At 76.3% G+C, this 24,365-nt stretch carries 16 protein-coding genes, 1 tRNA gene and 1 pseudogene; 10 read left to right on the top strand and 8 right to left on the bottom strand.

Annotated features, from left to right (window positions below; all coding sequences use genetic code 11):
• Positions 1–348 precede the first annotated feature (348 nt).
• Positions 349–6,864 (top strand): PAS domain-containing protein, encoded by a 6,516-nt coding sequence (locus CXR04_RS18850; RefSeq protein WP_101423547.1) that lies wholly within the window; start codon positions 349–351, stop codon positions 6,862–6,864.
• A 61-nt stretch (positions 6,865–6,925) separates the two neighbouring features.
• Here CXR04_RS18850 and CXR04_RS18845 read toward each other — a convergent pair whose 3' ends face one another.
• From CXR04_RS18845 to CXR04_RS18830, 4 genes are all read right to left on the bottom strand, one after another.
• Positions 6,926–8,578, bottom strand: a complete 1,653-nt coding sequence (locus CXR04_RS18845) for a long-chain fatty acid--CoA ligase (RefSeq protein WP_101423546.1) — start codon at positions 8,576–8,578, stop codon at positions 6,926–6,928.
• Between the two features lie 239 nt (positions 8,579–8,817).
• Positions 8,818–9,378 (bottom strand): SigE family RNA polymerase sigma factor, encoded by a 561-nt coding sequence (locus CXR04_RS18840; protein ID WP_047016684.1) that lies wholly within the window; start codon positions 9,376–9,378, stop codon positions 8,818–8,820.
• Between the two features lie 135 nt (positions 9,379–9,513).
• Positions 9,514–10,407 (bottom strand): glycoside hydrolase domain-containing protein, encoded by an 894-nt coding sequence (locus tag CXR04_RS18835; protein WP_101423545.1) that lies wholly within the window; start codon positions 10,405–10,407, stop codon positions 9,514–9,516.
• Between the two features lie 261 nt (positions 10,408–10,668).
• Positions 10,669–10,974 carry a hypothetical protein gene (locus CXR04_RS18830; protein WP_234380310.1) on the bottom strand — a complete coding sequence of 102 codons (306 nt, stop codon included), beginning with the start codon at positions 10,972–10,974 and terminating at the stop codon, positions 10,669–10,671.
• 221 nt (positions 10,975–11,195) lie between these two features.
• Here CXR04_RS18830 and CXR04_RS18825 point away from each other — a divergent pair, with 221 nt between their 5' ends.
• The 4 genes and pseudogenes from CXR04_RS18825 to CXR04_RS18810 all read left to right on the top strand — a co-directional run bounded on the left by CXR04_RS18825 (position 11,196) and on the right by CXR04_RS18810 (position 13,451).
• Complete coding sequence (locus CXR04_RS18825; protein WP_101423544.1) at positions 11,196–12,062, top strand: bifunctional DNA primase/polymerase; 867 nt, start codon at positions 11,196–11,198, stop codon at positions 12,060–12,062.
• Between the two features lie 155 nt (positions 12,063–12,217).
• Positions 12,218–12,625, top strand: coding sequence for a VOC family protein (locus CXR04_RS18820; RefSeq protein ID WP_101423543.1), 408 nt, complete (start codon positions 12,218–12,220; stop codon positions 12,623–12,625).
• A 97-nt stretch (positions 12,626–12,722) separates the two neighbouring features.
• Positions 12,723–12,810: transfer RNA gene (locus tag CXR04_RS18815), tRNA-Ser, on the top strand.
• 222 nt (positions 12,811–13,032) lie between these two features.
• Positions 13,033–13,451, top strand: a pseudogene (locus CXR04_RS18810) (ArsI/CadI family heavy metal resistance metalloenzyme).
• 6 nt (positions 13,452–13,457) lie between these two features.
• On the opposite strand, the gene CXR04_RS18805 reads toward CXR04_RS18810, so the two are convergent.
• Entirely contained in the window at positions 13,458–13,913 is a 456-nt protein-coding gene (locus CXR04_RS18805; RefSeq protein WP_101423542.1) for a GNAT family N-acetyltransferase, read from the bottom strand.
• Positions 13,914–13,937: 24 nt separating this feature from the next.
• Complete coding sequence (locus CXR04_RS18800; protein WP_101423541.1) at positions 13,938–14,927, bottom strand: aminoglycoside phosphotransferase family protein; 990 nt, start codon at positions 14,925–14,927, stop codon at positions 13,938–13,940.
• Between the two features lie 331 nt (positions 14,928–15,258).
• On the opposite strand from CXR04_RS18800, the gene CXR04_RS18795 reads away from it, so the two are divergent.
• Positions 15,259–15,516: a hypothetical protein gene (locus tag CXR04_RS18795; protein ID WP_101423540.1), complete on the top strand. Its 258-nt coding sequence runs from the start codon at positions 15,259–15,261 to the stop codon at positions 15,514–15,516.
• Positions 15,517–16,042: 526 nt separating this feature from the next.
• Here CXR04_RS18795 and CXR04_RS18790 read toward each other — a convergent pair.
• The gene (locus CXR04_RS18790; RefSeq protein WP_101423539.1) at positions 16,043–17,680 is read right to left on the bottom strand and encodes a S1C family serine protease; all 1,638 of its coding nucleotides are present in this window, start codon (positions 17,678–17,680) and stop codon (positions 16,043–16,045) included.
• A gap of 197 nt (positions 17,681–17,877) precedes the next feature.
• Between CXR04_RS18790 and CXR04_RS18785 the strand changes: the two genes are divergently transcribed.
• From CXR04_RS18785 to CXR04_RS18775, 3 genes are all read left to right on the top strand, one after another.
• Positions 17,878–18,822 carry a glycerophosphodiester phosphodiesterase family protein gene (locus CXR04_RS18785; RefSeq protein WP_101423538.1) on the top strand — a complete coding sequence of 315 codons (945 nt, stop codon included), beginning with the start codon at positions 17,878–17,880 and terminating at the stop codon, positions 18,820–18,822.
• A gap of 134 nt (positions 18,823–18,956) precedes the next feature.
• On the top strand, positions 18,957–19,547 hold the full coding sequence (locus CXR04_RS18780; RefSeq protein WP_101423537.1) for an ATP-binding protein: 591 nt from the start codon (positions 18,957–18,959) through the stop codon (positions 19,545–19,547).
• Between the two features lie 303 nt (positions 19,548–19,850).
• Positions 19,851–20,828 carry a DUF5926 family protein gene (locus CXR04_RS18775; RefSeq protein ID WP_101423536.1) on the top strand — a complete coding sequence of 326 codons (978 nt, stop codon included), beginning with the start codon at positions 19,851–19,853 and terminating at the stop codon, positions 20,826–20,828.
• A gap of 336 nt (positions 20,829–21,164) precedes the next feature.
• On the opposite strand, the gene CXR04_RS18770 is transcribed toward CXR04_RS18775, so the two are convergent.
• Complete coding sequence (locus CXR04_RS18770; protein WP_101423535.1) at positions 21,165–21,884, bottom strand: bifunctional DNA primase/polymerase; 720 nt, start codon at positions 21,882–21,884, stop codon at positions 21,165–21,167.
• A 534-nt stretch (positions 21,885–22,418) separates the two neighbouring features.
• Here CXR04_RS18770 and CXR04_RS18765 point away from each other — a divergent pair.
• Positions 22,419–24,305: a PP2C family protein-serine/threonine phosphatase gene (locus CXR04_RS18765; protein ID WP_101423534.1), complete on the top strand. Its 1,887-nt coding sequence runs from the start codon at positions 22,419–22,421 to the stop codon at positions 24,303–24,305.
• The last annotated feature ends 60 nt before the right edge of the window (positions 24,306–24,365 follow it).

The following is a 24,365-nucleotide window of genomic DNA, read 5'->3' as shown; positions in this document are numbered from 1 at the left end:
CCGGAATCGTCGCGTTCTGTCTTCGTGCCGACCGTCCCCCGGTCGCGATCTTCACGTACGCTGCCGCCAGCGCCGGGCAGTTGCCGCCCGGGGCCGTGCTGCCCGTACCGGCGGCGGCCGGGGCGATACCCGGCCCCCTCCGGCCGCTCCCCGGCGGAACCCGGCGGAGTTGTGGTGGCGGCGTGACGATTCTCATCCGCCGTCCCCCGGGCAACGGGGGACCGTAGACTCCTCTCGTGGCACGGCCACCGGCGCGCACGGGGTGTACGCGGTGCGTACGGGGAGCGCGACGGCGCGAAGGCCGGCCGCACAGCACAGCAAGAACGGTCGTCGAGGAGGAAGTTCGTCGTGAGCAGCCGGCCATCCCGAGGCGCTGCTCGCCTCGCCGCCATACTCGACGCACTCCCCGACGCGCTGCTCCTCGTCGACACCAACGGCACCGTCGTGGCCGCCAACCGCGTCGCGCTGGAGACCTTCGAGCGGCCCGGCGCCGCCGTCGTCGGCCGCGGGCTGCTCGACCTGCTGCCGGACTTCGACCCGCAGCTCATCCCCGGTTCCATGCGCCGCCCCCGTGGCGACACCACCGGTTCCGTCGCGCCCGACGCGGGGCTGCGCCCCGAGGAGCGGACGAAGCCGCTGCGCATGGCCGCCCGCCGCACCGACGGCAGCGCCTTCCCCGCCGAGGTCACCAGCGCCGACCTGGAGGACGGCCCCGGCGGCGAGTCCCCGTACGCGCCAGGACACCACTACACGGGCGACGAGCTGCTGATGCTCGTCGTACGGGACCTCACGGGCTCCGCCGAGATCGAGGCCGAGCTGCACCGGCAGCGCCGCCAGACCGAGATGATCCTGCGCGCGGCCGCCGAAGGCATCGTCGGTACGGACACCACCGGCAAGGTCGTCCTCGTCAACCCCTCCGCCGCGCAGATCCTCGGCTACCGCGCCAGCGAACTCGGCGGCGCCGACCTCCACCCCCTCATCCATCACTCCCGCCCCGACGGCACCCCCCTGCCGTACGAGGAGACCCCGATCGCCGACACCCTGCGCTCGGGGCGCAAGCACCGCGTACGCGGCCAGGTGCTCTGGGGCCGCGACGGGCAGCCGGTGCCGGTGGACATGACGACCGCCCCGGTGCGCGACGGCGACCAGCTCGTCGGCGCCGTCCTCGCCTTCACCGACCGGCGGCGGCGCGACGCGCTGGAGGCGCGGCTCGCGCAGTTGCAGGCGGTGCTCGACGTCGCGCTGCGCGGCCCGCTCGACACGCTGCGCGCGGAGCTGAACACGCTCGTCGACGACCCGGCCGGACAGCTCTGGCCCGAGGCCAACCAGACGCTGCGCCACCTCTCCGCCGGCTACGGGCGGATGACCGCGCTCATCGACAGCGTGCTCGACTTCCAGCGGCTGGACACCGGCAAGGCCCGTCTTGCGGTGGAGACGGTGCACCTTGAGGACGTGGTGCACGCCGCGACCGAGGGTGCGGACGAGCTGATCGGCCCCGGGCGGGCGCAGTTCGTCGTGCACGCGCCGCAGATGGAGATCGAGGCGGACGGGCGGTGGCTGGCGCTGGCGCTGGCGCACCTGATCGCGGAGGTCGCGGGGGTCGACGCCACCGGGCAGCGGACGGCGGGTGCTTCGGACGCACCGGTGGTCGTGGCAGCGGCCCGGCGGGGCGATGTGGTGCGGATAGAGGTGCAGGGGCCGCGGGGGGTCGGTGGCGGTGCCGCGGCCGGTTCCGATTCTGGTGGTGCCGGGGCGGATTCGGTGCACGAGCCGCTGGCGCGGGGCGTGGCGCTGCTGCACGGCGGGATTTTGCAGACGCACGAGGTGCCGGGGCAGAGCGGCGGTGCGTATCTGCTGGAGGTGCCGGTGCAGTCGGCGGGTCCTGCGGCGCGGGTGGCGCGGGGGCGGGAGACCTCGGGGCGCGTCCGGGACACGGGGAACGAGACGACGGTGATGCCGGGCGCGGAGGCGCCGGGGCGGGGCGGGGCTTCGGGAGGTGCTTCTTCGGGGGCTTCGGGGTCGTCGGCTGGGTCGGGGGCTTCGGGTGAGTTGGCCGGGCCTGGTGGGGCTGCCGGGTCTGCGGGTGGTTCGGGTGGCGCTGTCGGCAACGGTACGGCCGGGGGCGGGTCTTCCGGGGGCGGGGCTTCCGGTGGCGGTGCTGCCGGGCGTACGGGCGGTGGGCGGCGGCGCCGCGGCGCGCCCGCGGCGGAGGAGTCGGGCGACGGCGCGGGAACGCCCCCGCGCGGTACGGGTGTCGGCGGTACGGGTACGGGTACGGGCCGGCGCCGGCGCGGGGCGACACCGGCGGCCGGGGTGCCGGCGGGGGCCGGGGCTCCCGGTGGGTCCGGTGGGCCCGGTGCCGGGGCGCCCGCGGAGGGCGCTGCGGTGGCGGGGTTGCCGCCGGGGCAGGGTGCGGATGACGGTGCGGGGCGCGGCGGCGCGGGTGCGGCAGGCGGTCGCGGGGCCGGTGCAACGGAGGCCGGTGGGCCGGCGGTTGTCCAGGATCCGGGTCACACGCCGGGGCACGGTACGCCGCAGGGAGCGGCGGCACCCGAGGCGGTCGGCGGCGTCGCCGGGCGGGCGGCTCCCGGTGGCCCGACGCCGCCGCAGGAGACGAGCGGGGCCGGTGGACGCCGGCGGCGGGCGGTGCCCGAGGGGGCGCAGGGCGCGTACGACGGCGGGAACGGTGCGCCGGCGCCGGGTGACGGCGGCGCGGACGGCGCGCAGGACGGCGCGGCGGACGGGAACGGCGCAGCGGCGGGCGGTACGGGCGACGCGGGAGAGGCCGGCGCCGTGGACACCGGCGCGGCGGCGGTCGGGCACGCCCTCCCCGGTACGCAGGGTCGCGGCCGTCGCCGCCGTCCCGTGGGCCAGGGCCCGGGCAGCCAACCGCAGCAGGACCGCGCCGAGTCGGGCGAACCCACGACGGGCGCCCGCCGTCGGCCCGTAGGACGTGGTCCGGCGGGGCCGGAGGGACCCGAAGGCGGGCAGGGCGGACCGGCAGACTTCGAGGGGCAGGTCGCTCCGGGCGGCCCCGGCGGGCGCGGCGGCCAGGGCGGATACGACGGTCCGGGTGGGCCCGGCGGCCCCGCGGGACCCGGCGGCCAGGGTGCGTACGACGGTTCGGGTGAGCCCGAGGCCCGCCGCGTCCCGGGTGGACGTGGCGTAGCGGCCGGGCCGGAGGTTGACGGCGGTCCGGGGGTGCCCGCGGGCGCGGGCGGATACGGCGGGCCGGAGGGTCCCGGCGGCGGTCCCGTCGCGTACGACGAGAGTCACGGCCCCGGCGGGCGCGGCGGCCCAAGTGGGCCTGAGGGTACGGACGGTCAGGGCGGTAACGGCGGGCCGCAGGGGCGTGGCGGCCGGGGTCGCCCCGGCGGGCGCGGCGGTCAGGGCGGGTTCGACGGCCCGGGTGGACCCGAGGGACCGGACGACCCGATGGGGCCCGGAGGTCCGGGTGGCCGCGGAGGTCCTGGCGGCCCCGCCGGTCCCGGCGGCCCCGCCGGTCCCGGCGGCCCCGCCGGTCCCGGCGGACGCGGCGGCCCCGGTGGTCAGGCAGGACCGGGCGGACCCGGCGCGCCGGGCGGGCCGGTCGGCCCCGCGGCGCCCGGTGGTCCCGGCGGACGGGTCGGCCCCAACGGTCCGGCCGGTCCCGGCCCCTTGCCCCCCGGCGGCCCCACGGCCCACACCGGCCCCGGCGCCCAGATGGGCCCGGGTGCGCACGCGGAGCCGGCGGACCACCCTTCGCGTACAGGCCACACCCCCGGCCGGGTCGAACCGCTGGACCCCGACGAGTACGACGACCCGGCGGCCCCCGGCGGCCACCCGGCGCGCGGTCGCCGGGGCGGACCCGCGTACACGGCGGGCCCGGGTGAATACGACGACGCGGGCCGCGGTCCTTCCCGTGGGGGACAGGCGCCGTCCGGACGCCCCGGGCCGGACTACACCGCGGGCCCGGGCGAGTACGACGGCGCCGGCCGCGGCCCTTCCCGTGCGCGGCAGTTGCCCGGCGGGCACGACGCCCCGGCGGGCGAGTACGGCAACTCCGCCGCACCCGGCCCCCGGACGCGCGGCAACCCGGGTGCCTACGCGGGCCGGGGCGACCCCGGCGACCCCGTCACAGGGGAGTACGACGACGCGGCGCATCCGGCCGACGGCCGGTCCCGTACGCGGAACGACTCCGGCGGGTACGCGGGGCCGCGTGCCCCCGGCGGGTACGACGACGCCGGCTACGCGGGCCCCGGCGCCCCCAACGGCCCGTCCCGTACGCAGAGCAACCGCCGCGGATACGACGACGCGCCCCCCGGCCGCGGGCCCGCACGGGCGCAGGGCGACCCCGGCGGATACGCGGAACCCGGCCCGGCCGGGGCGTACGACGAGCCCGCAAGTGCCGGACGCGGGCCCTCCGTCGGCCAGGGCGACACCGGCGGCGGGGTTTCCGCCGGGCGGCTGGAGCCCGCCGACCCCGCCGGGCACCGGGGCGGGGCCGGGCACCCCGCCGCACTGCCCGCCGGGCAGCACTCCGGGGCGCCGCAACTGCCCCCGGGCACCACCGACCCCGCCGTACGGAACGTGCAGGGCACCCCTGTGCCTCCTGGCGGTGTGGGTCCCGCGCAGCCGCAGCACCCCACCGGCCGGCGCCGCCGCCCCGCCGCACCCGCCGACGCCCCGCAGGGCGCACCCGCCCTGCCCCCCGGTCCCGCGACCCCCGACCCGGACACCGGGCCCCACCCCCACTCCCAGCACCCCGGCGGCTACGACGACGCCCCGCCCCCGTACGCCGCCCCGCGGCCCCGCCGGGCCACCGGCCGCCCGGTGCAGGACCCCGACACCGGCCCCTACCCCCACGACGGCGACCGCGGCGCCGCCACCGGCGACGACACGGGCGAGGTCCGCACCGTACGCACCTCGCAGACGCCGCACCCCGCCCACGGCGCTCCGGAGACCCCGCAGCCCCGGCGCGGCACCGACACCCCGGCCGTGCCCGCCCAGCACGACCCCCGTACCCAGGGCGACGGCCGCCCGCAGGACGCCCCCGGCGACCGGCGCGCCCAGGACGGCCCCCGTACGCAGGGCGACCCCCGCACCCACGGCGGCAACGTCCCCCGCCGGCCCGGCCCGCAGGCACCCGCCGCCCACAACCCCGCAGCCGGCCCCCACGCCTCCGGCCACACCCCCGTGCCCGTAGACCCGCGGCACGGGATGCAGACCCCCGCCCGCGGCGTCGACCCGCGCCGCGCGACCGCCGACCCCGCCGCCGCCCAGGCGACCCCCGCCCCGCCCACGGTCCCCGCGCAGGACCCCCCGCCCGCGGCCGCGCCCCAGGCACCGACCCGCAACGCCCCGGACCCGGCGCACGCCCAGGCCACCCCCGCCGACGCCCCCGGACCCCGCGCGGAGCCGGCCGCGTCCGGCTCCGCCGCGACCCCCGCGGCCCGCGGCGGCGCCACCCGCTTCGCCCGCTCCGCCGCGACCCCCGCGATGCCGGCGCTGCCGGCGCAGGGGTCGGGCCCCATCAGCGTGCGCACCCTCGGCCAGGGCGTCGCCTACGTCGACCAGCCCGGCTCACCCACGCAGGGCGGCCGAGGCGGCCCGCCCTCCCAGGGCGGCCAAGACCCCCGGAACGGCCCGGGCCCCCAGAACCGCTCCGAGGACACCCCCCGGGACCCCCGCGGCACCCACGGCCGGCACACCGGCACCCCCACCGGAGCCCCGACTCACGACCCCCACGATCCCTACGACCCCGCCCACGACTCCGCGTACGACCCCTACGCCGCCGCCGGCGACCCCGCGCACGCCCCCACCCACGACCCGTACGACGCCGCCGACGAGCACACCGGCGGCCGCCGGCGCCGCCTCGGCGCCGGGTCCCCCGCGGACGGCGCGCCCGCGCACGGCGGCAACCCGCCCCCCGCGGACGCGCCCCCGCAGCAGCACGCACCCCACGCGCCCCACGCACCCCACCGCCCCGCGCCCCGCCCCGGCACCGCCGCCCGGCGCGACGCCATCGGGCGCGCCTTCGCCATCGGGGCCCCCGACGCCTCCGCCGCCGAGGGCCCCGAGCCGCTCGACGGGCGCCACGGCGTCATCGAGGTCGCCGCGCAGGACCCCGAGACGACCCCGCTGCGGCTCGACGACGAGATGCCGCCCGAGCCGCTGGACAACCCGCGCCGGCTGCTCGTCTGGCCCGAGCCCGACGCCGCCACGCAGCAGGCGCTGACCGCGCGCAACTACCGCCCCGTCGTCGTCCACTCCCGCGAGGAGTTGGACGCGCAGATCTCCGTCTCCCCCGCCGGGCTCTTCGTGGACCCGCTGACCGGCCCGATCACCCGCACCGCGCTGCAGTCGCTGCGCAAGGCGGCGGTGGCGGCGTCGGTGCCGGTGCTGGTCACGGCCGGTCTCGGGCAGGCGACGCGGGAGGCGGCGTACGGGGCGGATCCCGCGGTGCTGCTGAAGGCGCTGGCGCCGCGCGACAGCGAGCAGCACCCGCCGCGCGTGCTCCTCTTCGAGGAGAACCCGGACATCGCGGACGCGCTGGCGGCGACGCTGGAGCGGCGCGGCATGCAGGTCATGCACGCCACGTCGGACGAGGCCGCGGTGGACCTGGCGACCCGCTTCCGGCCGAACCTGGTCGTGATGGACCTGATGCGGATCCGCCGCCGGCGTACGGGCATCGTGGACTGGCTGAACGCGAACGGGATGCTCAACCGGACCCCGATGGTGGTCTACACGGCCGTGGACATCAACCGCGCCGAACTGCCGCGGCTGCGGTCGGGGGAGACGGTGCTGTTCCTGGCGGAGCGGTCGACGAGCGCGGAGGTGCAGAACCGAATCGTCGACCTGCTCGCCAAGATCGGCACCACCTAGCCGGCACGGCGGCCGTCCGCGCTTTCGCCCCCCGATCTCTACGGCCCCGCACCGACGCCCCTCACAGCCGCGTCACCGTCAGCTCCCCGTCCGCGTACCGCCGCCGCAGCACCTTCTTGTCGAACTTCCCCACGCTCGTCTTCGGCACCTCACCGATCCGCGCCCACCGCTCCGGCAACTGCCACTTCGCGATCCGCTCCCCCAGATACGCCCGCAGCTCCTCATCCGACACCTCCGCGCCCTCGCGCAGCACCACCGCCGCCAGCGGCCGCTCCTCCCACGTCTCGTCCGGTACGGCGATGACCGCCGCCTCCGCGACGTCGGGGTGGGCCATCAGGTGGTTCTCCAGCTCCATCGACGAGATCCACTCGCCGCCCGACTTGATGACGTCCTTCGCCCGGTCCGTCAGCGTCAGATAGCCGTCGGCCGTGATCGTGCCGACGTCGCCCGTGCGCAGCCAGCCGTCCTCGCTGAACTTGTCCTCCGGCCGGAACGGCTCCCCGTCCGCGCCGCCGTAGTACGCGCCCGCGATCCACGGCCCGCGTACCTCCAGTTCCCCCGCCGACTCGCCGTCCTTCGGCAGCAGGCTCCCGTCGGGGCCGCGCAGCCGCGCCTCCACGGTGGCGGGGAAGCGGCCCTGCTTCAGCCGGTACGGGTACTCCTCCGCCGGTTCGAGGCCCGCCGGCGGGTGCGCGATGCAGCCCAGCGGCGAGGTCTCCGTCATGCCCCACGCCTGCACGACACGGATGCCGTGCCGCTCCTCGAACCCCTTCATGAGCTGGGGCGGGCAGGCCGTGCCGCCGACGATGGCGGTGCGCATGGCGGAGACGTCGCGGGGGCGGGCGTCGAGTTCGTTGAGCAGGGCCTGCCAGATGGTGGGGACGGCACCGCTGATGGTGGGCCGGCAGGTCTCCATCATCTCGGCGATCGGTCCTGGCTGGAGGAAGCGGTCGGGCATCAGCAGGGACGTACCGGCCATGAAGGCGGCGTGCGGCAGCCCCCAGGCGTTGACGTGGAACATCGGCACGATCGGCAGCGCGAGGTCGTGGACCGTGATGCCGAAGGACTCGGCGGCGAGGACGCCGAGGGAGTGCAGGTACACGGAGCGGTGGCTGTAGAGGGTGCCCTTGGGGTCGCCGGTGGTGCCGGAGGTGTAGCAGAGGGCGGCGGCCTCGCGTTCGTCGGGGACGGCCCAGTCGTACGACTCGGGGCGGCCGGCGAGGAGTTCCTCGTAGTCGTGGACGGTGACGTGGGTGCCGTCGAGGGCCGCGCGGTCGCCGGGTCCCGCGACGACGACGTGCTCGACGGCGGGGAGGTGCGGCAGCAGCGGGGCGAGGAGGGGGAGGAGGGTGCCGTTGGCGAGGAGGACGCGGTCGCGGGCGTGGTTGATGATCCAGACGAGCTGGCGCGGATCGAGGCGGAGGTTGAGGGTGTGGAGTACGGAGCCCATGGCGGGCAGCGCGAGGTACGCCTCCAGGTGCTCGGCGTTGTTCCACATGAGGGTGCCGACCGGCTCCTGCTGCCGTACGCCGAGTTCGTCGCGGAGCGCGTACGCGAGTTGCGCGGCGCGGGCGCCGACCTCGGCGTAGGTCCTGGACTGCGGCGGCTCGCCGGATCCGGTCCAGGTGAGGACCCTGGCGTTGCCGTGGATGGTCGAGCCGTGGGTCACGATCCGCGAGATGGTCAGCGGTACGTCCTGCATCGTGCTCAGCACGGAGGGCCTCCCTGAGGTAGGACACGCAGAGACACGCAGCGGTTACGCGCCAGTAGACGGTGGCGCTGATTCTGCTGGTGACCGGGCACCTTGTCACTACCTCGGGAAGGGGTGACTGTCCGCCCCCGTACCCCCCGTGTACGTCCCCGCGCAGGCCCTCGCGCGGGCTCGTACAAGAGCCGCCGCGCGGCCCGTACGAAAGCCGCGGCGCATCCCCTGCGGGAGCCGCGGCGCGACCCCTAGGCCGCCTGCGCCATCTCCCCCAGCCCCGTGTCCTCCCGGAGCTTCGCGAGCGCCCGCGAGACCGCGCTCTTCACCGTCCCGACCGACACCCCCAGCACGGCTGCCGTCTGCGCCTCGCTCAGGTCCTCGTAGTACCTCAGCACCACCATCGCCCGCTGCCGCTCCGGCAGCCGCAGCACCGCGCGCCACATCGCGTCGCGCATCGCCTGGTGCTCCGCCGGGTCGGGGCCCGGCACGGGGGCGGGCTCGGGGAGGTCGTCGCCCGCGGCGTACTCGTCGACGCGGCGTTTGCGCCACTGCGAGGTGCGGGTGTTGAGCAGCGCGCGGCGTACGTAGCCGTCGAGGGCCCGCGGGTCCTCGATGCGGTCCCAGGCCAGGTAGGTCTGCGCCAGCGCGGTCTGCAGCAGGTCCTCGGCGTCCCACGGGCTGGTGGTCAGGGAGCGCGCGGTGCGCAGCAGCACCGGTCCCCGCAGGTGCACGTACGCCGCGAAGGTCGGCAGGGGCGGTCGCGCGGTGTCCGCCGCCGCGGGGGCGTCGGTGGTGCTGGCTGTGGACATGGCTCCACGCTAGGAGCGGTACCCGGGTATGCGGATCGCCCGTAGGTCGCGATGCGGGCTCCACCCGAGGGAGTAGGTGCCGAGCCGGCCGGACCTCCCGTAGGTGGAGGGGCGGCCGGCGGACCCTTCGGGGTACTACGTCCGGGGGCCCATGATCGCGACCGGCGCGTCCACGACGTTGCGGTCGATGACGATCCGCTTGCCGCCGTGCCGCTCCTCGACCATGCCCGCGTACTGGTGGATCCGGCGGTGCGGCCGCCAGGCGGCGGGGTCGACGCGCGGCTCACCGTACAGCGAGGGCGCGGTGCGCCAGCGGGCCACCCAGAGCACGGACGGCAGCCCGTCCTGCCCGGCGCGGCGGGCCTGCTCGATCATGCGGATGCCGGAGTTCGCGCTGCTGTAGAGCCCGGGGAACCAGCCGAGGCGGCGCACCTCTTCGTTCCACGCGCGGACGTACGCGAGGGTGGTGCGCTCGCAGGCGGCGGAGCCGCGGAAGTGCTCGATGTCGAGGTAGAGGGCGCTGCGCGGGGCCATGCCGAGCGCGCGTGCGCCGCGCACGGCGTCGCGCGCCTCGGCGCGGCCCTGGCCGCGGGGGCGGGCGGGGTCGATGCGTACGTGGTCCTTGTTGCCGGCGACGACGCAGGGGGACTGGGAGCCGACGTAGAGGGGGAGCACGCGCCAGCCCATGCGGTGGACGGCACGGAGCCAGGAGGGGGTGAGGTGCGGCTGCTCGGGGCAGGCGCGGCCGCGGCCGGCGAAGTAGACGCCGACGGCGCCGTAGGGGGAGGCGCGCCAGGCGGACATGGCGGCGCGGGAGGGGGTGTGGCAGGTGTCGAAGGCGCGGCCGCGGAAGACGTGGGCGCCGAGGTCGCGGGGGTCGCGGAGGTCTTCGGGTACGGCGGCGGGGGCGGCGTTGGCGTTGGCGGGGGCGGCGGCGGGGCTGCCGGTGAGTGCGCCGGCGAAGACGGCGACGGCGGCGAGGAGCGGGGCGAGAAGGCGGCGGGTGGTGCGGCGGGGCTCGGGAGGCATGCCGAGCAGTGAACGGGGCGGGCGGGCGGGGCGGCCGGTGCGACACGCACGGGTGGGCCGTCCGGAGGGCGGCGGGAGGCCCGTACGCGGGACGCGGGGGCGCGGGACGTACGCGGAACGCAGGGAGGCGGCCGAACGCGGAACGCACGGGCCCGTACGAGCCGGACGAACCCCAGTGGCGGCCCGGACGCGACCGCGCGGCCGCACCGTGACGGTGCGGCCGCGCGGCCATCCCCATGAGCACCCCGAACTGCGTGAGCCTTACCAGATGTTGGTGAAGGCGATCACGGTGTCCGACTGGTCGACGACATTGCCGAAGCCCTGGACGTTGGCGGTGTTGGACTCGTTGTAGCCGCCGTCACCGTTGTTGACCTGCTGGGTCTGGGCGTTGTTGCCGAAGTTGTCGTCACCGACGCCGCCGAGTTGGCCGACGATCGCGGAGTGGGAGTCGTCGTTGGCGAACGCCCCGGCCCCGTTGTCCGCGTGCGCGACCCCTCCGAAGAGCGCGACAGCGAGCGGCAGTGAAGCTGCCGCGGCCAGGATGCGGGCCGTGCGAGTGCGTGCCATCTGCTTCCTCCTATGTAACGGAAGACGGTTCCGTTTCCGGGAGCCGACCGGGGTCCGGCCGGCTCTCCGGCGGTTGTGCGACGTCGCGAGAGCATCGTTTCCCACGCGCCCCCGGACATTCGCGGACCTGCACCCATTTCCCCCGCAGGCATGATCGGCGGCGGGTAAACCCGCACAGCCGCCCACTTTCGCGTATCGAACACTTGTACGAGACTAGGGGGATGGACAGCTCCGTACACAGCCACGCCCTCACCGCCGCGCTGGCCGCCGCCCGCCGCGGCCTGCCCGTCTTCCCGCTGTCCCGCGCGAAACAGCCCGCTGTCCGCTCCCCGCACCACGCTGACTGGCCACGGGTGCCCTGCCGCGGGGAGTGCGGGCGCATCGGCCACGGCGTGTACGACGCGACGACGGACACCGACGCGATCCACACCCTGTTCGCCGCCGCGCCCTGGGCGACGGGGTACGGGATCGCCTGCGGCCGGCCGCCACATCACCTGATCGGGCTGGACCTCGACGTGAAACCGGGGACGGACGCGCGGGGAGTGTTCGAGTCGCTGCTCGCGACGCACGGGATCGTGCTGCCGCCGACGGTGGTGATACTCACCCCGGGCGGCGGCCGTCACATCTGGCTCACGGGCCACGCCGACCATACGGTCCCCAACTCGGTGGGCCGCCTGGCGCCCGGCGTCGACGTCCGCGGCACCGGCGGCTACCTGGCCGGGCCGGGCTCCCGCACCCTGCACGGCACGTACCGCCTGGCCCCCCGCTCGGCCCGCGCCCCGGCCCCCGCCCCGAGAGCCCTGCTCCGCCTCCTCACCCCGCCCCCACCGGACCCCCCGCCGCCACCCCCGGACGCCGACCACCCGCTGGGAGGAGAACGCCGGCCGGACGCCCTGATCCGCTTCGTGGCCGCCTCCCACCCGGGCGAACGCAACGCCCGCCTGTTCTGGGCAGCCTGCCGCGCGTACGAGACGGGCCACGGCCGGGACGTAGCGGAAGCGCTCATTCGCGCCGCGATGACGACGGGCCTGCCGGAGCGGGAGGCGACGGCGACGGTGGCATCGGCGGCGAGACACATGCCGCGGTGACGGGAAACCGCCGCAGAACCGCAGGCGGGAGACCTCGGCGAAAAAATCCCGGAAGCCGGGCCGACCCACCGATGAGTTGGCTGCCCCCACTCCGTCTATCCCTGTGTAAGTGTGCTCCAGAGCCGACGACCACAGCCCGGAGAGGGGCCATCACGATGCCGCACAAGATCTTCGTCAACCTGCCCGTGAAGGACCTGGACCGCTCGATGGCCTTCTTCACCGCCCTCGGCTACACCTTCGACGAGAACTTCACCGACGAGAACGCCACCTGCCTCGTCATCTCCGACGGCATCTACGCGATGCTCCTCACCGAGCCGTTCTTCAAGGGCTTCACGAAGAAGGAGATCGCGGACGCCGGCACGTCGACGGAGGCGATCCTCGCCCTGAGCGTCGACAGCCGCGAGGCGGTCGACGAGATCGTCGACAAGGCGCTGGCGGCGGGCGGCGGCGTCGCGAACGAGCCCAACGACCAGGGCTTCATGTACGGCCGCAGCTTCCTCGACCCGGACGGCCACCAGTGGGAGATCTTCTGGATGGACCCGGCCGCCCCCACCGCCGCGTAACCCCGCCCCACCACCCCCACACCCCGCTGCCATCCCGCACGCAACGCCGTCACCCGAACCGCTAGCCTTGGTCCCTGCCGCCACGGAGCGGCGGCAGGGAGAGTTGCCCGAGTGGCCTAAGGGACCGGTCTTGAAAACCGGCGTGGCGTACCCCGCCACCGTGGGTTCGAATCCCACACTCTCCGCCGCACCCTTTTGACCAGCACGGATGTTCGGCAGGCCCCGGGACGGTCAGTCCAGCGGCCCGGGGGCGACGGGAAGCGGCTCGTGGTGCAGCCACGTGAAGGTGCGGTCCGGCTCAAGGCGGGCCTGTCCCCAGTGGATCGCGTGGATCCCCCCTCCTCGGCGCCGCCGCCGCGAGCCTGTCCGCCTGCGCGCCGAACGTCTTCTCCGCCCAGTCCGAGGCCATGCAGCATTTCCAGCTCGCCCTCCGCGTCGCCGGCCTCGACGGCTCCGTCGCCTTCCACGCCAAGCTCTTCGGCACCGAGCCCGCCAAGCGCCGCCCCGGCTCCGCCAACTTCGCCATCGCCGAGCCCCCGCTCTAGCTCTCCTCATCGAAGGCGAGCCCGGCGAGGACACCCGGCTCGACCACCTCGGCGTCGAGGTCGAGTCCGCCGAGCAGGTCACCGCCGCGACCTCGCGGCTACGGGACGCGGGGCTGGCCGCGTACGAGGAGAACGACACCTCCTGCTGCTCCGCCCTCCAGGACACGGTCTGGGTGCACGGGCCCGGGCGTGAGCCCTGGGAGGTGTACGTCGTCAAGGGCGACGCCGAGCGGCTCGCCGAGGAGGCCGGCCCCGAGGCCGGCTCCTGCTGCGGGAGTTGAGGGCCGCTACAGCGGCAGGTTCCGGGCGAACACCACCATCGGCCGCCCCGCCCCGTCGTAGTCCTCCGCCACCCGCGCCGTGAACCCCAGCCCGCGGTGGAACGCCTGCGACCCCGCGTTGGCCACCGACGTGATCGCCTTCAGCCGCTCCGCCCCCTGCCGCGTCGCCGCCGCCGCGAACGCGCCGTACAGCCGCCGGCCCAGTCCCGTGCCGCGGGCGTCGTCGCGGGTGGCGATCAGGTGGACGTATCCCGTACGGGACGGGGTGACGAAGCCGAAGACGTACCCGCGGATGCCGTCCGCGGCGCGGGCGACCAGGCAGGTGTCGCCGAACTCCTGCACCATCGCCAGCAGATGCAGCGCGCGCATGTCGCGCTCGCCCCAGTACCGGGGGTGGTCGGCGAGCACCTGGTGGAAGTCCGCCACGCCCGCCGGCTCGATGTGCGTCCCGTCAGTGCCCATGCGTCTCGCTCCTCGCAGCCGCGGTCACGGCGTGGCGTCCGCCAGGGCCTCGGTGATCTGGCGGGTCGTGTTGCGGGCGACGAGCGGGTTCGTCGCCGCGTACGCCGTGTACGCGCTGAGCGCCGTCGTCAGCGCCCACCCCCGCCCCCGCGCCCACGCCGCGTCGTCCGCGCCCAGCGCCTCGCGGAACGCCGCGCGCGGCCCGGCGTCCAGCAGGGTCCAGGCGATGACCAGGTCGCACGCCGGGTCGCCGACGCCCAGGCCGCCGAAGTCGAGGACGGCGCTCAACTGGCCGGCGCGGGTGAGGAGGTTGCCGTTGTGCATGTCGCCGTGGAACCACACCGGCGGCCCGTCCCGGTCCCCCGCCTCGACGGCCGCCTCCCACACCGCCGTCAGCGCGCGGGCGTCGAACGCCCCGGCCGCACCCACCGCCGCGATCGCCGCCCGCGTCGTACGGTCGCGGTCCCGCAGCGGCACCGCGGGGGAGAGCAGCCCGTACGACGCGTCGGAAGGCAGCGCAAGGCCCTGCAGCGCGCCCAGGAACGCCGCCACGTCCGCCGCCGCCTCCACCGGATCCGCCAGTCCTTCGGGGGTCGCCGTCCGGCCGTCGAGCCACCGGGACACCGACCAGTGCCACGGGTAGCCGAACGCCGGCTCGCCGACCTCCAGCGGGGCGGGCACCGCCAGCGGCAGGTGCGGGGCGAGGCGGGGGAGCCAGAGGAGTTCCTTCTCGGCCTGGCCCGCGGCCCAGTCGCCGCGCGGGAGGCGTACGGACATGGCGTCGCCGAGCCGGAAGATCAGGTGGTCCGAGCCGCCGGAGTGCAGGGGGCGCAGCGGCAGATGCGCCCAGCGCGGGAACTGCGCCGCCAGCAGACGCCCGGCCAGCGCCTCGTCGACTGCGGGGGTGACGACGGGGCCGCCCGCGGCGGCTCCGCCGGCGACGGCGGCTGCGGTTTCTGCGGTTTCTGCGGCTGCGATGGCTGCGGTGGCGCCGGCGGTGGTCTCGGACGGCAAACGACTCTCCTCCCGGCCTGCGGTCCGCCTCATCCCATCCCCCGGACGCCCGCGCTGTCGAACGGTTTTCTGCCGCGGCCTGCCGCAGCCTGCCGCCCGCCACGCGCCCACCGCGGGTCGTCCCGCGGCCGGACGGGGCGGCGCGCCGGGCGTGGCGCGGGTTCATGTCGCAGGCGTGGGGCGGGCGTTCCGGAACCGGGGGAGTACGGGCAGGTCAGGGCGCCGGACACAGAGACGCCGACGGTCGCGGTGGGGCGGCGGGCGGCGGTGGCGGGAGGGGATCCGGTGAATACGCGTGACTCAAAAATCGAACACGTGTCAGAATATCTGCGTGACCCACACCTTCCCCGAAGACCTCGTCCAGACCCAGCGCGACTGGTACGCGGTGTACCGCAGGCTTGCCGAAGAGCCCCGGCACAGCGCCAGCGAAACGGCGGTCCTGCGGCGGCGATTGCTGCGGCTGTCGGTGCGGGTGTCCACGCATCCGTACTGGCAGACGACGGGCGGCCGGCTGCCGGCGGCGCGGATGGCGCTGAAGGAGGCCGCGTGGGCCGAGGTGCGCGCCGAGGCCGCCGCCCGCAAGGGCTGACCGGCAAGTCCGGCGGCCGGCCGGGCCGGTGAGCAGCCGGCCCGGTGAGCAGCCGGGCCCGGCCGCCGGCCGGGCCGGTGCGGGGAGGTTCAGGCCGGGGCAGTGACGGGCCCCGGGCAGAGCCGGTCCGGGCCGGGTGAGGGGCGGGGCTGACGAGGGACGGCCCCGAACACCCGGCCCGGACCCCCGCCCCGCGGGCACTGCGCATCGCGGGCACTGCGCATCGCGGGCACTGCGCATCGCGGGCACTGCGCATCGCGGGCACTGCGCATCGCGGGCACGACGCACCGCGCAGGCGCCCGCCGCCGCCCGCCGCCGCCGCCCGCCGCCGCCGCCGCCCGCCGCCCGCCGCCCGCCGCCCGCCGCCCGCCGCCCGTGACCGTAAACGGCCCCGTCCCGGCAGCCCGCACGCGGCACCGGTGACCCCCGCCCGTACCGCCGAAGCCCCCGGCCCTCCACCCGCACACACAACGGCGGCCGGGCACCCGCACGGGGTGACCGGCCGCCGGGGTGCGGCGCTGGTGCGTCAGCCGTCGCCCTCGCGTTCGCCGAGGGTGAGCTGCGTCGTCTTCTGGTCGCCGCCGCGCTCGTAGGTGATCTCCACCTTGTCGCCCGGCTCGTGCGCCCAGAGTTGGGCGATCAGCGTCGGTCCGCTGTCGACGATCGTGTCGTCCAGCTTCGTGATCACGTCGCCCGGCTGCAGCCCCGCGTCGGCCGCGGGTCCGCCCGGCGTCACCGGGTCGCCCGTCGAGTCGCTGCCCGACTCGCTGACCTTCGCGCCCTTGCCCTGGTACGAGTTGTCGACGGAGACGCCGATGATCGCGTACACCGGCTCGCCGGTCTCGATGAGGTTCTGCGCGACCCGGTCCGCCTGGTTGATGGGGATCGCGAAGCCCAGGCCGATGCTGCCGCCCTGGCCGCCGCCGAACGGGCTGCCGCTGTCCGCCGGGCGGATCGCGGAGTTGATGCCGATGACGTTGCCGTCGTGGTCGAGCAGCGGACCGCCGGAGTTGCCGGGGTTGATGGAGGCGTCGGTCTGCAGGGCGTTCATGTACGACTCCTGCTGGCCGCTCGCGTCGCCGGAGGCCACCGGGCGGTTCTTGGCGCTCACGATGCCGGTGGTGACCGTGCCCGACAGGCCGAACGGCGAGCCGATGGCGATGGTCTGGTCGCCGACGTCGACCTTGTCGGAGTCGCCGAGCGGCAGCGGCGTCAGCTTGGCGCCGGAGGCGTCGGTGAGCTTGATGACCGCGACGTCGTAGCCGCTGGCCTGGCCGACGACCTCGGCGTCGTACGTCTTGCCGTTGGAGAACGTCGCCGTCAGCGACCCGCTGCCCTCGGCGCCCGCCACGACGTGGTTGTTGGTGAGGATGTGGCCCTGCTTGTCGTAGACGAAGCCGGTGCCGGTGGCCGCGCCCTCCTCGCCGGAGGCGCCGTCACCGCCGCCGCCGCTGGCCTCGATGGTCACGACGCTGGGCAGCGCGTTGCCGGCGATGCCGGCGACCGAGCCGGGCGGGTTCTCGATCTTCTGGCCGTCCTGCGTGCCGGAGACGGTCGTGGACGTGCTGCCGGAGTCGTCGCTCTCGGCCGCCCAGTACCCGATGCCGCCGCCGATGCCGCCGCCGAGCAGCGCGGCGACGAGGGTGGCCGTGACCACCGTGCCCACGCGCCGGCCGCCGTTCCCCGCGGGCCTGGGGGCCGGGTCCCAGCCGGTGCCGCCGGGCGGCGGGGCGCTGCCCCAGCCGGGCTGGGTGGGGGGCGGCGAGCCCGCCGGGCCGGGGCTCGCCGGTGTGGCGCCCGCCGGGGAGGCGTCTGCCGACAGCGGGGGCGGGGGCCACTGCGGGCCGGCGCCGCCGGGGGGACCGGCGGCGCCGCTGGGCCCGGCCTGACCTCCGGCGGGGCCGGTGTGGCCGCCGGAGCCCGTGCCGCCCGCGGCGCCGACCGCGGCGAACTGCTCCGTACGCGCCCCACCGTGCCCCCCGGCACCCGGGCCACCCGGAGGGCCGGCAGCGTCCGAACCACCCGGCCTCTCCGGTCCCGTCGGCCAGGCGCCGCCGGCTCCGCCGCTCGCGCGCTCAGGAGACTCGACCGGAGACCTCGCTCCCGCGTCCGGCGGCGGGAAGTCCGGCCGCCGGGGCGTCGCGCCGTCGTTCTCGGTGCTCACAGCTCTCTCCTTCAACGTTTCACGCCAGGTGCCAGTTGCGCCTACCCGCCCAACCAGGGTCCCGCACCGCTTGTCAGCGGACGGTAAACCGCACCTAGTCTTTGGCTGACATCCTTTACTTCGGACATTCCCGGCGCATCCCCTGGGTGGCAGACGAGGGCCGGGCCACCCGGCGCGCCGGGTGGCACGATGAGCCGGTGAGCCAAGCACCAGCGGATCGGCCGTACGGGCGTACGGAGCCGGGTCCGCCCGCCGTCGTCGCGCACCGGGGCGCGTCCGAGGAGGCGCCGGAGCACACGCTCGCCGCGTACCGCAGGGCCATCGAGGAAGGCGCCGACGCTCTGGAGTGCGACGTGCGGCTCACCGCCGACGGCCATCTCGTCTGTGTCCACGACAGGCGCGTCAACCGTACCTCCGACGGGCGCGGCGCCGTCTCCGCTTTGGAGCTCGCCGACCTCGCCGCCCTCGACTTCGGCTCCTGGAAGGCGCGCGAGGCCCGCCGCGACGAGATCGGCCGGCGCCAGCGCGAGACACCGGAGGAGCCCGACTGGGAACGTACCTCGGTACTCACCCTGGAACGCCTGCTGGAGCTGGTGACCGACGCCGGCCGCCGGGTGGAGCTCGCCATCGAGACCAAGCACCCCACCCGCTGGGCCGGCCAGGTGGAGGAGAAACTGGTCGAGCTGCTCCGCCGCTTCGGCCTCGCCGGCCCGGCGGCCCCGCCCGCCAAGGGCGCGGCATCCCCTACCGCGCCCGGCCGCCACGAGGACGGCGGCGAGCCCTCCCTCGTCCGGGTGATGAGCTTCTCCGCCCGCTCCCTGCACCGCGTCCACGCCGCCGCGCCCGCCGTCCCCACCGTCTTCCTCATGCAGTTCCTCCTCCCCCGCTTCCGCGACGGCCGGCTGCCCCGCGGCGTCGGCATCGCGGGACCGAGCGTGCGCATCGTCCGCGGCAACCCCGGCTACGTCGCCCGCCTCCACCGCGCCGGCCACCGCGTCCACGTCTGGACCGTCGACGAACCCGACGACGTCGCCCTGTGCGCCCGCCTGGGCGTCCAGGCCGTCATCACCAACCGCCCCCGCCAGGTCCGGGCCCAACTGGACCGCATCGGCTACGACACACCGCCGACCGGCGATGCATGACTACGCGTAGTACAGCGGCGCGCGCACTGCGTTCGGTTACGTAACGAGTCCATCAACGGTCGGCGGTTGGCCGGTTTCCGATCCACCCCGCGGGGGCATTGACTCCCTGTTGCGGGGCGAGGAGATCGCTGGGGGTGGTGATGTTCGTGGTGGCACAGCAGGCGCCGGCTTCGTCCATGGCCGTTCCCCACGGCCCGGACGGGGTGGGGCTCGCGCGCCGCCGGCTGCGCGCGGATCTGCGCGCCCGGGGCACCGCGGAGACGACTGTGGACGACGCCGTGCTCGTCCTGTCCGAGCTGCTCAGCAACGCGTGCAGGCACGCCAGACCGCTGGCCACGGCGGCGGCGACCGCGGACGCGGAAGTGCTCGTACGCGGCCGGACGGACCCCCGCCCCGCCGCCGAGCGGGGCCAGGACCCGGCGCCCGGCGCGGACGCCGCGCCCGCCGCCGCCCAGGCCGCGGAGGAGTCGCCCGCCGCCCCCGGCCCCGGTACCGCGGACACGCGCGTACGGGCCGACTGGCACATCGATCCGGACGGCCGCGTCACCGTCGCCGTCACGGACGGTGGCGGACCCACCCGACCACTTCCCGCCACACCCTCGGTCACCGCCAAGGGCGGCCGCGGGCTGGCCATCATCTCCTCCCTCGCCTGCGACTGGGGCGTGCGCTACGACGCGGGACCCCTCGGCGAGGTCACGGTCTGGGCCTCCCTGCCCGGCCGCTGAACCGGCGCAGACCCTGCGCCGGACCCGAGCAGGACCCGCGCCGGTCCTGGACCGGACGCACCCGGATCCCGCCTGAACGCGCCCCGATCCCGCGCCGATCGCGCCCGGATCCCGCCCCGGATCCCGCCCCGGATCCCGCCCCGGATCCCGCGCCGGATCCCGCCCCGGATCCCGCGCCGGTGCCGCACCGGCCCTGCGCCACCCCCCGGGCCGTCCCCGGGCGGTGCGCCCGGCGGCCCCGCGCTGGGACTAGGCTCCGGCGGTACGTGACACCGTCCGCGCCCCGAACGGAGCATTCCAGCCATGGCGAAGAAGCGCCGCCCCCGTACGAAGGCATCCCAGCCCGCCGCCGTGCCCGACGGCGACATCCCCGTCGTCGGCGCCCGCGAGCCCTGCCCGTGCGGCTCCGGCCGGCGGTACAAGGCATGCCACGGCCGCGCCGCCGCGCAGGCCGTCACCGAGCTGGTCCGCCGGCCCTTCGAGGGACTGCCCGGCGAGTGCGACTGGGTGGCGCTGCGCGAACTCGTCCCCGCCGGCACCGCGGAACTCACCCTCGCCGCCGGCCTCCCCGGCGACGTGCCGTCGCTCACCCTCGCCACCGTGCTGCCCATGGCCTGGCCCGCGCTGCGCCGCGACGACGGCACGGTGCTCCTCGGGCTGCAGAACGACACCGCCTCCGGCGACATCAGCCGCGACCTCGCCGACGTCCTCACCCGCGCGCTGACCGCCACCCCCGGCAACCCCGTCGAACCCGCCGCCCCCACCGGCACCGGCGAAGGCCCGCGGCTCCAGGACCTCCTCGACACCTCCGCGGCCCTGCGGCCCGTGGTGCACGACGGGTTCGAGTTCTGGCTGGACGACGCCGCGTCGGCGTCCGGCGAGGTCGCCGCCTCCCTGGAGCGCGCCAACGCCGCCGCCATCCCCACCGCCCGCCTCGACGGCGTCGAGGCCGCGTACTGGTGCGAGGCGCCGGAGAAGAACCACCTGCGGTGGGTCATGCCCCACCCCGAGGAGAAGCTCCTCGACGCCCTCGCCCGGCTGCACGCCGCCGGCCACTCCCAGCTCGCGGAGGACACCCGCCTCGTCGGCTCGTTCCGCGCGCACGGGCTCGTGGTGCCGGTGTGGGACCTGCCGTCGTCGATGACCGCGGAGGACTGCGAGAAGCCCGCCGCGGAGTTCGGGGAGCGGCTGGCGGAGGCGCTGGCCGTCACCGAGCCCCTGACGGGCACGGAGCGCAAGGCCCGCGGCGGACTCGCCAACCGCCAGGTGACGCTGAGCTGATCACCTGCATACCGTGCGGTATGACGTGTCCATCATTTGACGGGAATTACGACGTTCGAATTTGCGAAACGCCAAAGAGTTGTTACCGTCGCTTGTAGCCCGGTCGCTGGTGCATCCCCCGTCGCCAGCGGCCGGGTCTTTACATGCCAGGACACGGGACGGCGCACGGCCTTTTCCCACCGCGCCGCGAAGCCCTGAAGGCAGGGGAAGACCGCCATTTCGGCGGCGCGGGGCAGGCAAGCAGACGGTGCGTACGGACCGCCTTGCGGCATGCCTGCCCGTACGCACCGCTCCACTGCTCCTACGCCCCGCCGGGCCCCGCGGACGCGCGCCCGTTCAGCCGACGAACCTGCTGCCGCCGCCCGGAGCCGCAGCCACCGCCGCCACCAGCACGTCGACCACCGACGCCACCGGCGGCAGCCACGGCGCACCGCCGTCCGGCCCCGGCCGCGGCGCCCGCTCCCAGCGGACCCGGCCCGCGCCCGTCTGCGACGGCGGCAGCGCCAGATAGCCGCCCTCGCCGTGGAAGGCCAGCGACGCCGGCACCCAGCCGTGCTCGCCGAGCAACTCGCCCAGCTCCTCGTAGCCGTAGCCGGCCACCAGCAGCGCCCAGCGCTCCGGCGTGGCCACCACCGGGCCCGTACGCACACCGAGCCGGTCCAGCCGCGCCAGCGCCCGCGCCGCGGTCACCGCGGGCAGGCTCACCGCGCTCGGCGCGCGGCCGCCGGTGGCGAGCAGCACCGGCGCGTCCGGCTCCCGCTCCCACCACCAGCGCACCATGCGCGGATCCGTCGTCGCGGCGAGCACACCGGGATCGTAGGGATGCGCGCCGGGTGCGGCGCACTCCGCATAGGGGCACGCGCAGCCGCGGTCACGCGGCTGCGCGGTCGTCTCCTGTGTCCTGTCCTGCGTCCGGTCCCGGCGGCTGCGCCGCTGCGGTTCCAGGCCCGCTCCGGGTACGACGGGCCACTGCCACTGCGAAGCGAACGTCAGCGCCGCGTCCGGCAGCGCCCGCTGCCCGTTACGCCTGCGCCGCTTTCCGGGATATTCGCGCATAAGCGCTCATCCTTCCGTGGCACCAGGGTCTGCTGGCCGATTCACCTTGCGAGGGTCATACAGTCACTGCGGTCTCGGTGCGGTGTCTGTGCTGCATCGGTGCGCTGCTTCGGTGCGTCGGTGCGTGCGTCGGTCGTGCGATGGCGCGCCACGCGTCGGCGGGGCCCGGACTCTGTTCAGTAGGACGCACTGCCGCCCGGGCGGGTTCCTGCCGTTGCCGGCTTGTGTGGGGACCTCCGTGTCGAAATCCAGTCGACCGCAGTTGAACAGAGCACCCATCGGTTTTCAGCCAAACTCAGATGCCCCGCGGACACCACCATGCCCGGGCCGACAACACTGGACATCGCATCACCAGTCCGTGTAAATGTGGATCTATTGCGAGTGGTACAGCATGAGATGGGGGTCTGCAATGCTGTTGAGCGCGATGCCTGTGCCGGTCAGGCCCGTACGGACGGGCCGCGCCGGAACGCCGGCCGCGGGTGCGGAACCCCTGCGCGAAAGCCGCCGACGGTGAGCACCCCACCCTTCCCGAATGTGGCCGGAATTGAGCTACAGCGACTGCTGCGACCCGCGATCGCACACCCCGCCGAGTCCCCCGCGGCCTCGTACGACCGCCTCTCCGCCTGGGCCGGCGACCTCACCGCACTCCACGAACTGACCGGACGCCTCGCCCGCACCACGGAGTTGGAACAGGCGCTCCACGAGATCCTGCGCGCCGGCGCGGAACTCCTCGGCGCGCGCCGGGGGTTCGCCGTCCTGCAACCCGCCGACGGCCGCGGACCCGACGCCCGCGTCGGCTACGGCATCGGCGCCGCGGAACTGGGCACCATGGAGACCGTGCCACGCGCGTCCACGTCGTACGGGCGCATCCTCGACGCCCCCGCCGCCACCCGCCCCGCCGACGTCTGCCGCCCCGACCTCGCCGCCGAACCCGACCTCCACCCCCGCCACCGCGACGTCGCCATGCGCCTCGGCTACGGGGCGGGCTACGCGGTACCGCTCGCGGCCACGGGCACCGGGGCGGGGGCGGCGGCGGGAGCCGTGACGGCCGCGGGGGCACCGGGCACGGCGGGGACCGGGGGAGACGGAGGTCCTGCGGGCGGCGCGGCGGCGGGACGGGGACACCCGGGGCCGGGACAGCCGGACCAGGGCGGTATGGCACAACCGGGCCAGACGGGAACCGGACAGCGGACACCCCCGGGGGCGGGGCACGGCGGGGCGGGGCATCCGGGGGCGGGGCACGGCGGGGCGGGGCATCCGGGGGCGGGGCACGCCGGCTACGGGCCGCAGGAACCCGCGGCGCCCGGACCCGCGCAACCCGACGACGCCGTGCACCCCGACCACGGGCCCGCGGCCCCCCGGCCACCCGCCCCCGGGCACCCGGCGCCGGGCCTGCCGCACCCGCACCCCCACCCGCACGCCGGGCAGCCGCTGCCGGGACAGCCCGGGGGCACCCCGGGACCCGTACACCCGGAGACACCGGGACCCGGACCAGCCGGCCCGCCCCCCTACCGCACCGGCGCCCACCCCGCCCCCGTGCCCCCCGTGCCCGCCGCGCCCGCCGCCCTCCTCGGCGCCGTCGAGTGGCTCTACGACGGGCCCGCCCGCCCCACCGACCGGCAGCGCCGCATCGCCGGCCTCTACGCCCGCCGCGCCGGCGACCACCTCGCCCGGCTCCTCGACCTCGCCCGCGCCCGCACCGCCGCCGACGGCGTCCGCGCCGCCCTGCTCCCCGCCCGGCTCCCCCGCGTCCCCGGCGCCCGCGTCGCCGTCCGGCACCGCACCGGACCCCTCGGCGGCGGCGACTTCTACGACGTCCTCCCCCTCCCCGACGGCGCCCTCGGCCTCGCCGTCGGCTCCGCGGGCGGCGGCGGACCCGCCGCCGTCGCCGCCATGGGCCAGTTGCGGGCCGGGCTGCGCGCGTACGCCGTCATGGAAGGCGAAGACCCCGTCGCCGTCCTCTCCGACCTCGAACTCCTCATGCGGCTCACCGAACCCGGCCGCCGCGCCACCGCCCTCTTCGCCTACGCGCCGCCCGGCCGCCGCAGCATCGTCGTCGCCGGCGCCGGACACTGCCCGCCGCTCGTCACGGGCCCCTGGCGCACCGAGTACGCCGAGACCACCCTGTCCGCGCCGCTGGGCATGCTCACCTGCTGGGAAGCGCCCAGCGTCACCATCGACCCGGCGCCAGGAGAAACCGTCCTTCTCTACACCGACGGCCTCCTCCACCGCACCGGCCGGCCCACCGACCAGGCCATGACCCGCCTCCACCACGCCGCCGCCACCGCCCCCGCGCCCGTACGCGACGACCCCGAAGCGCTCACCGACCACGTCCTCGCCCGGCTGCTGCCCCCCGGCCCCCACGACGGGGCCGACCACCCGGAGGACGTCGTCCTGCTCGCCGTACAGCTCACCGGCTGACCGCCCATCGGCCGGCCGGCGGGCCGCGTCGTTCGAGACGTCACTGCTCGCGGGGTCTTC

The organism is Streptomyces sp. CMB-StM0423 (assembly GCF_002847285.1).
GTDB lineage: Bacteria > Actinomycetota > Actinomycetes > Streptomycetales > Streptomycetaceae > Streptomyces.
This window is presented reverse-complemented; position numbering and strand designations above follow the sequence as displayed.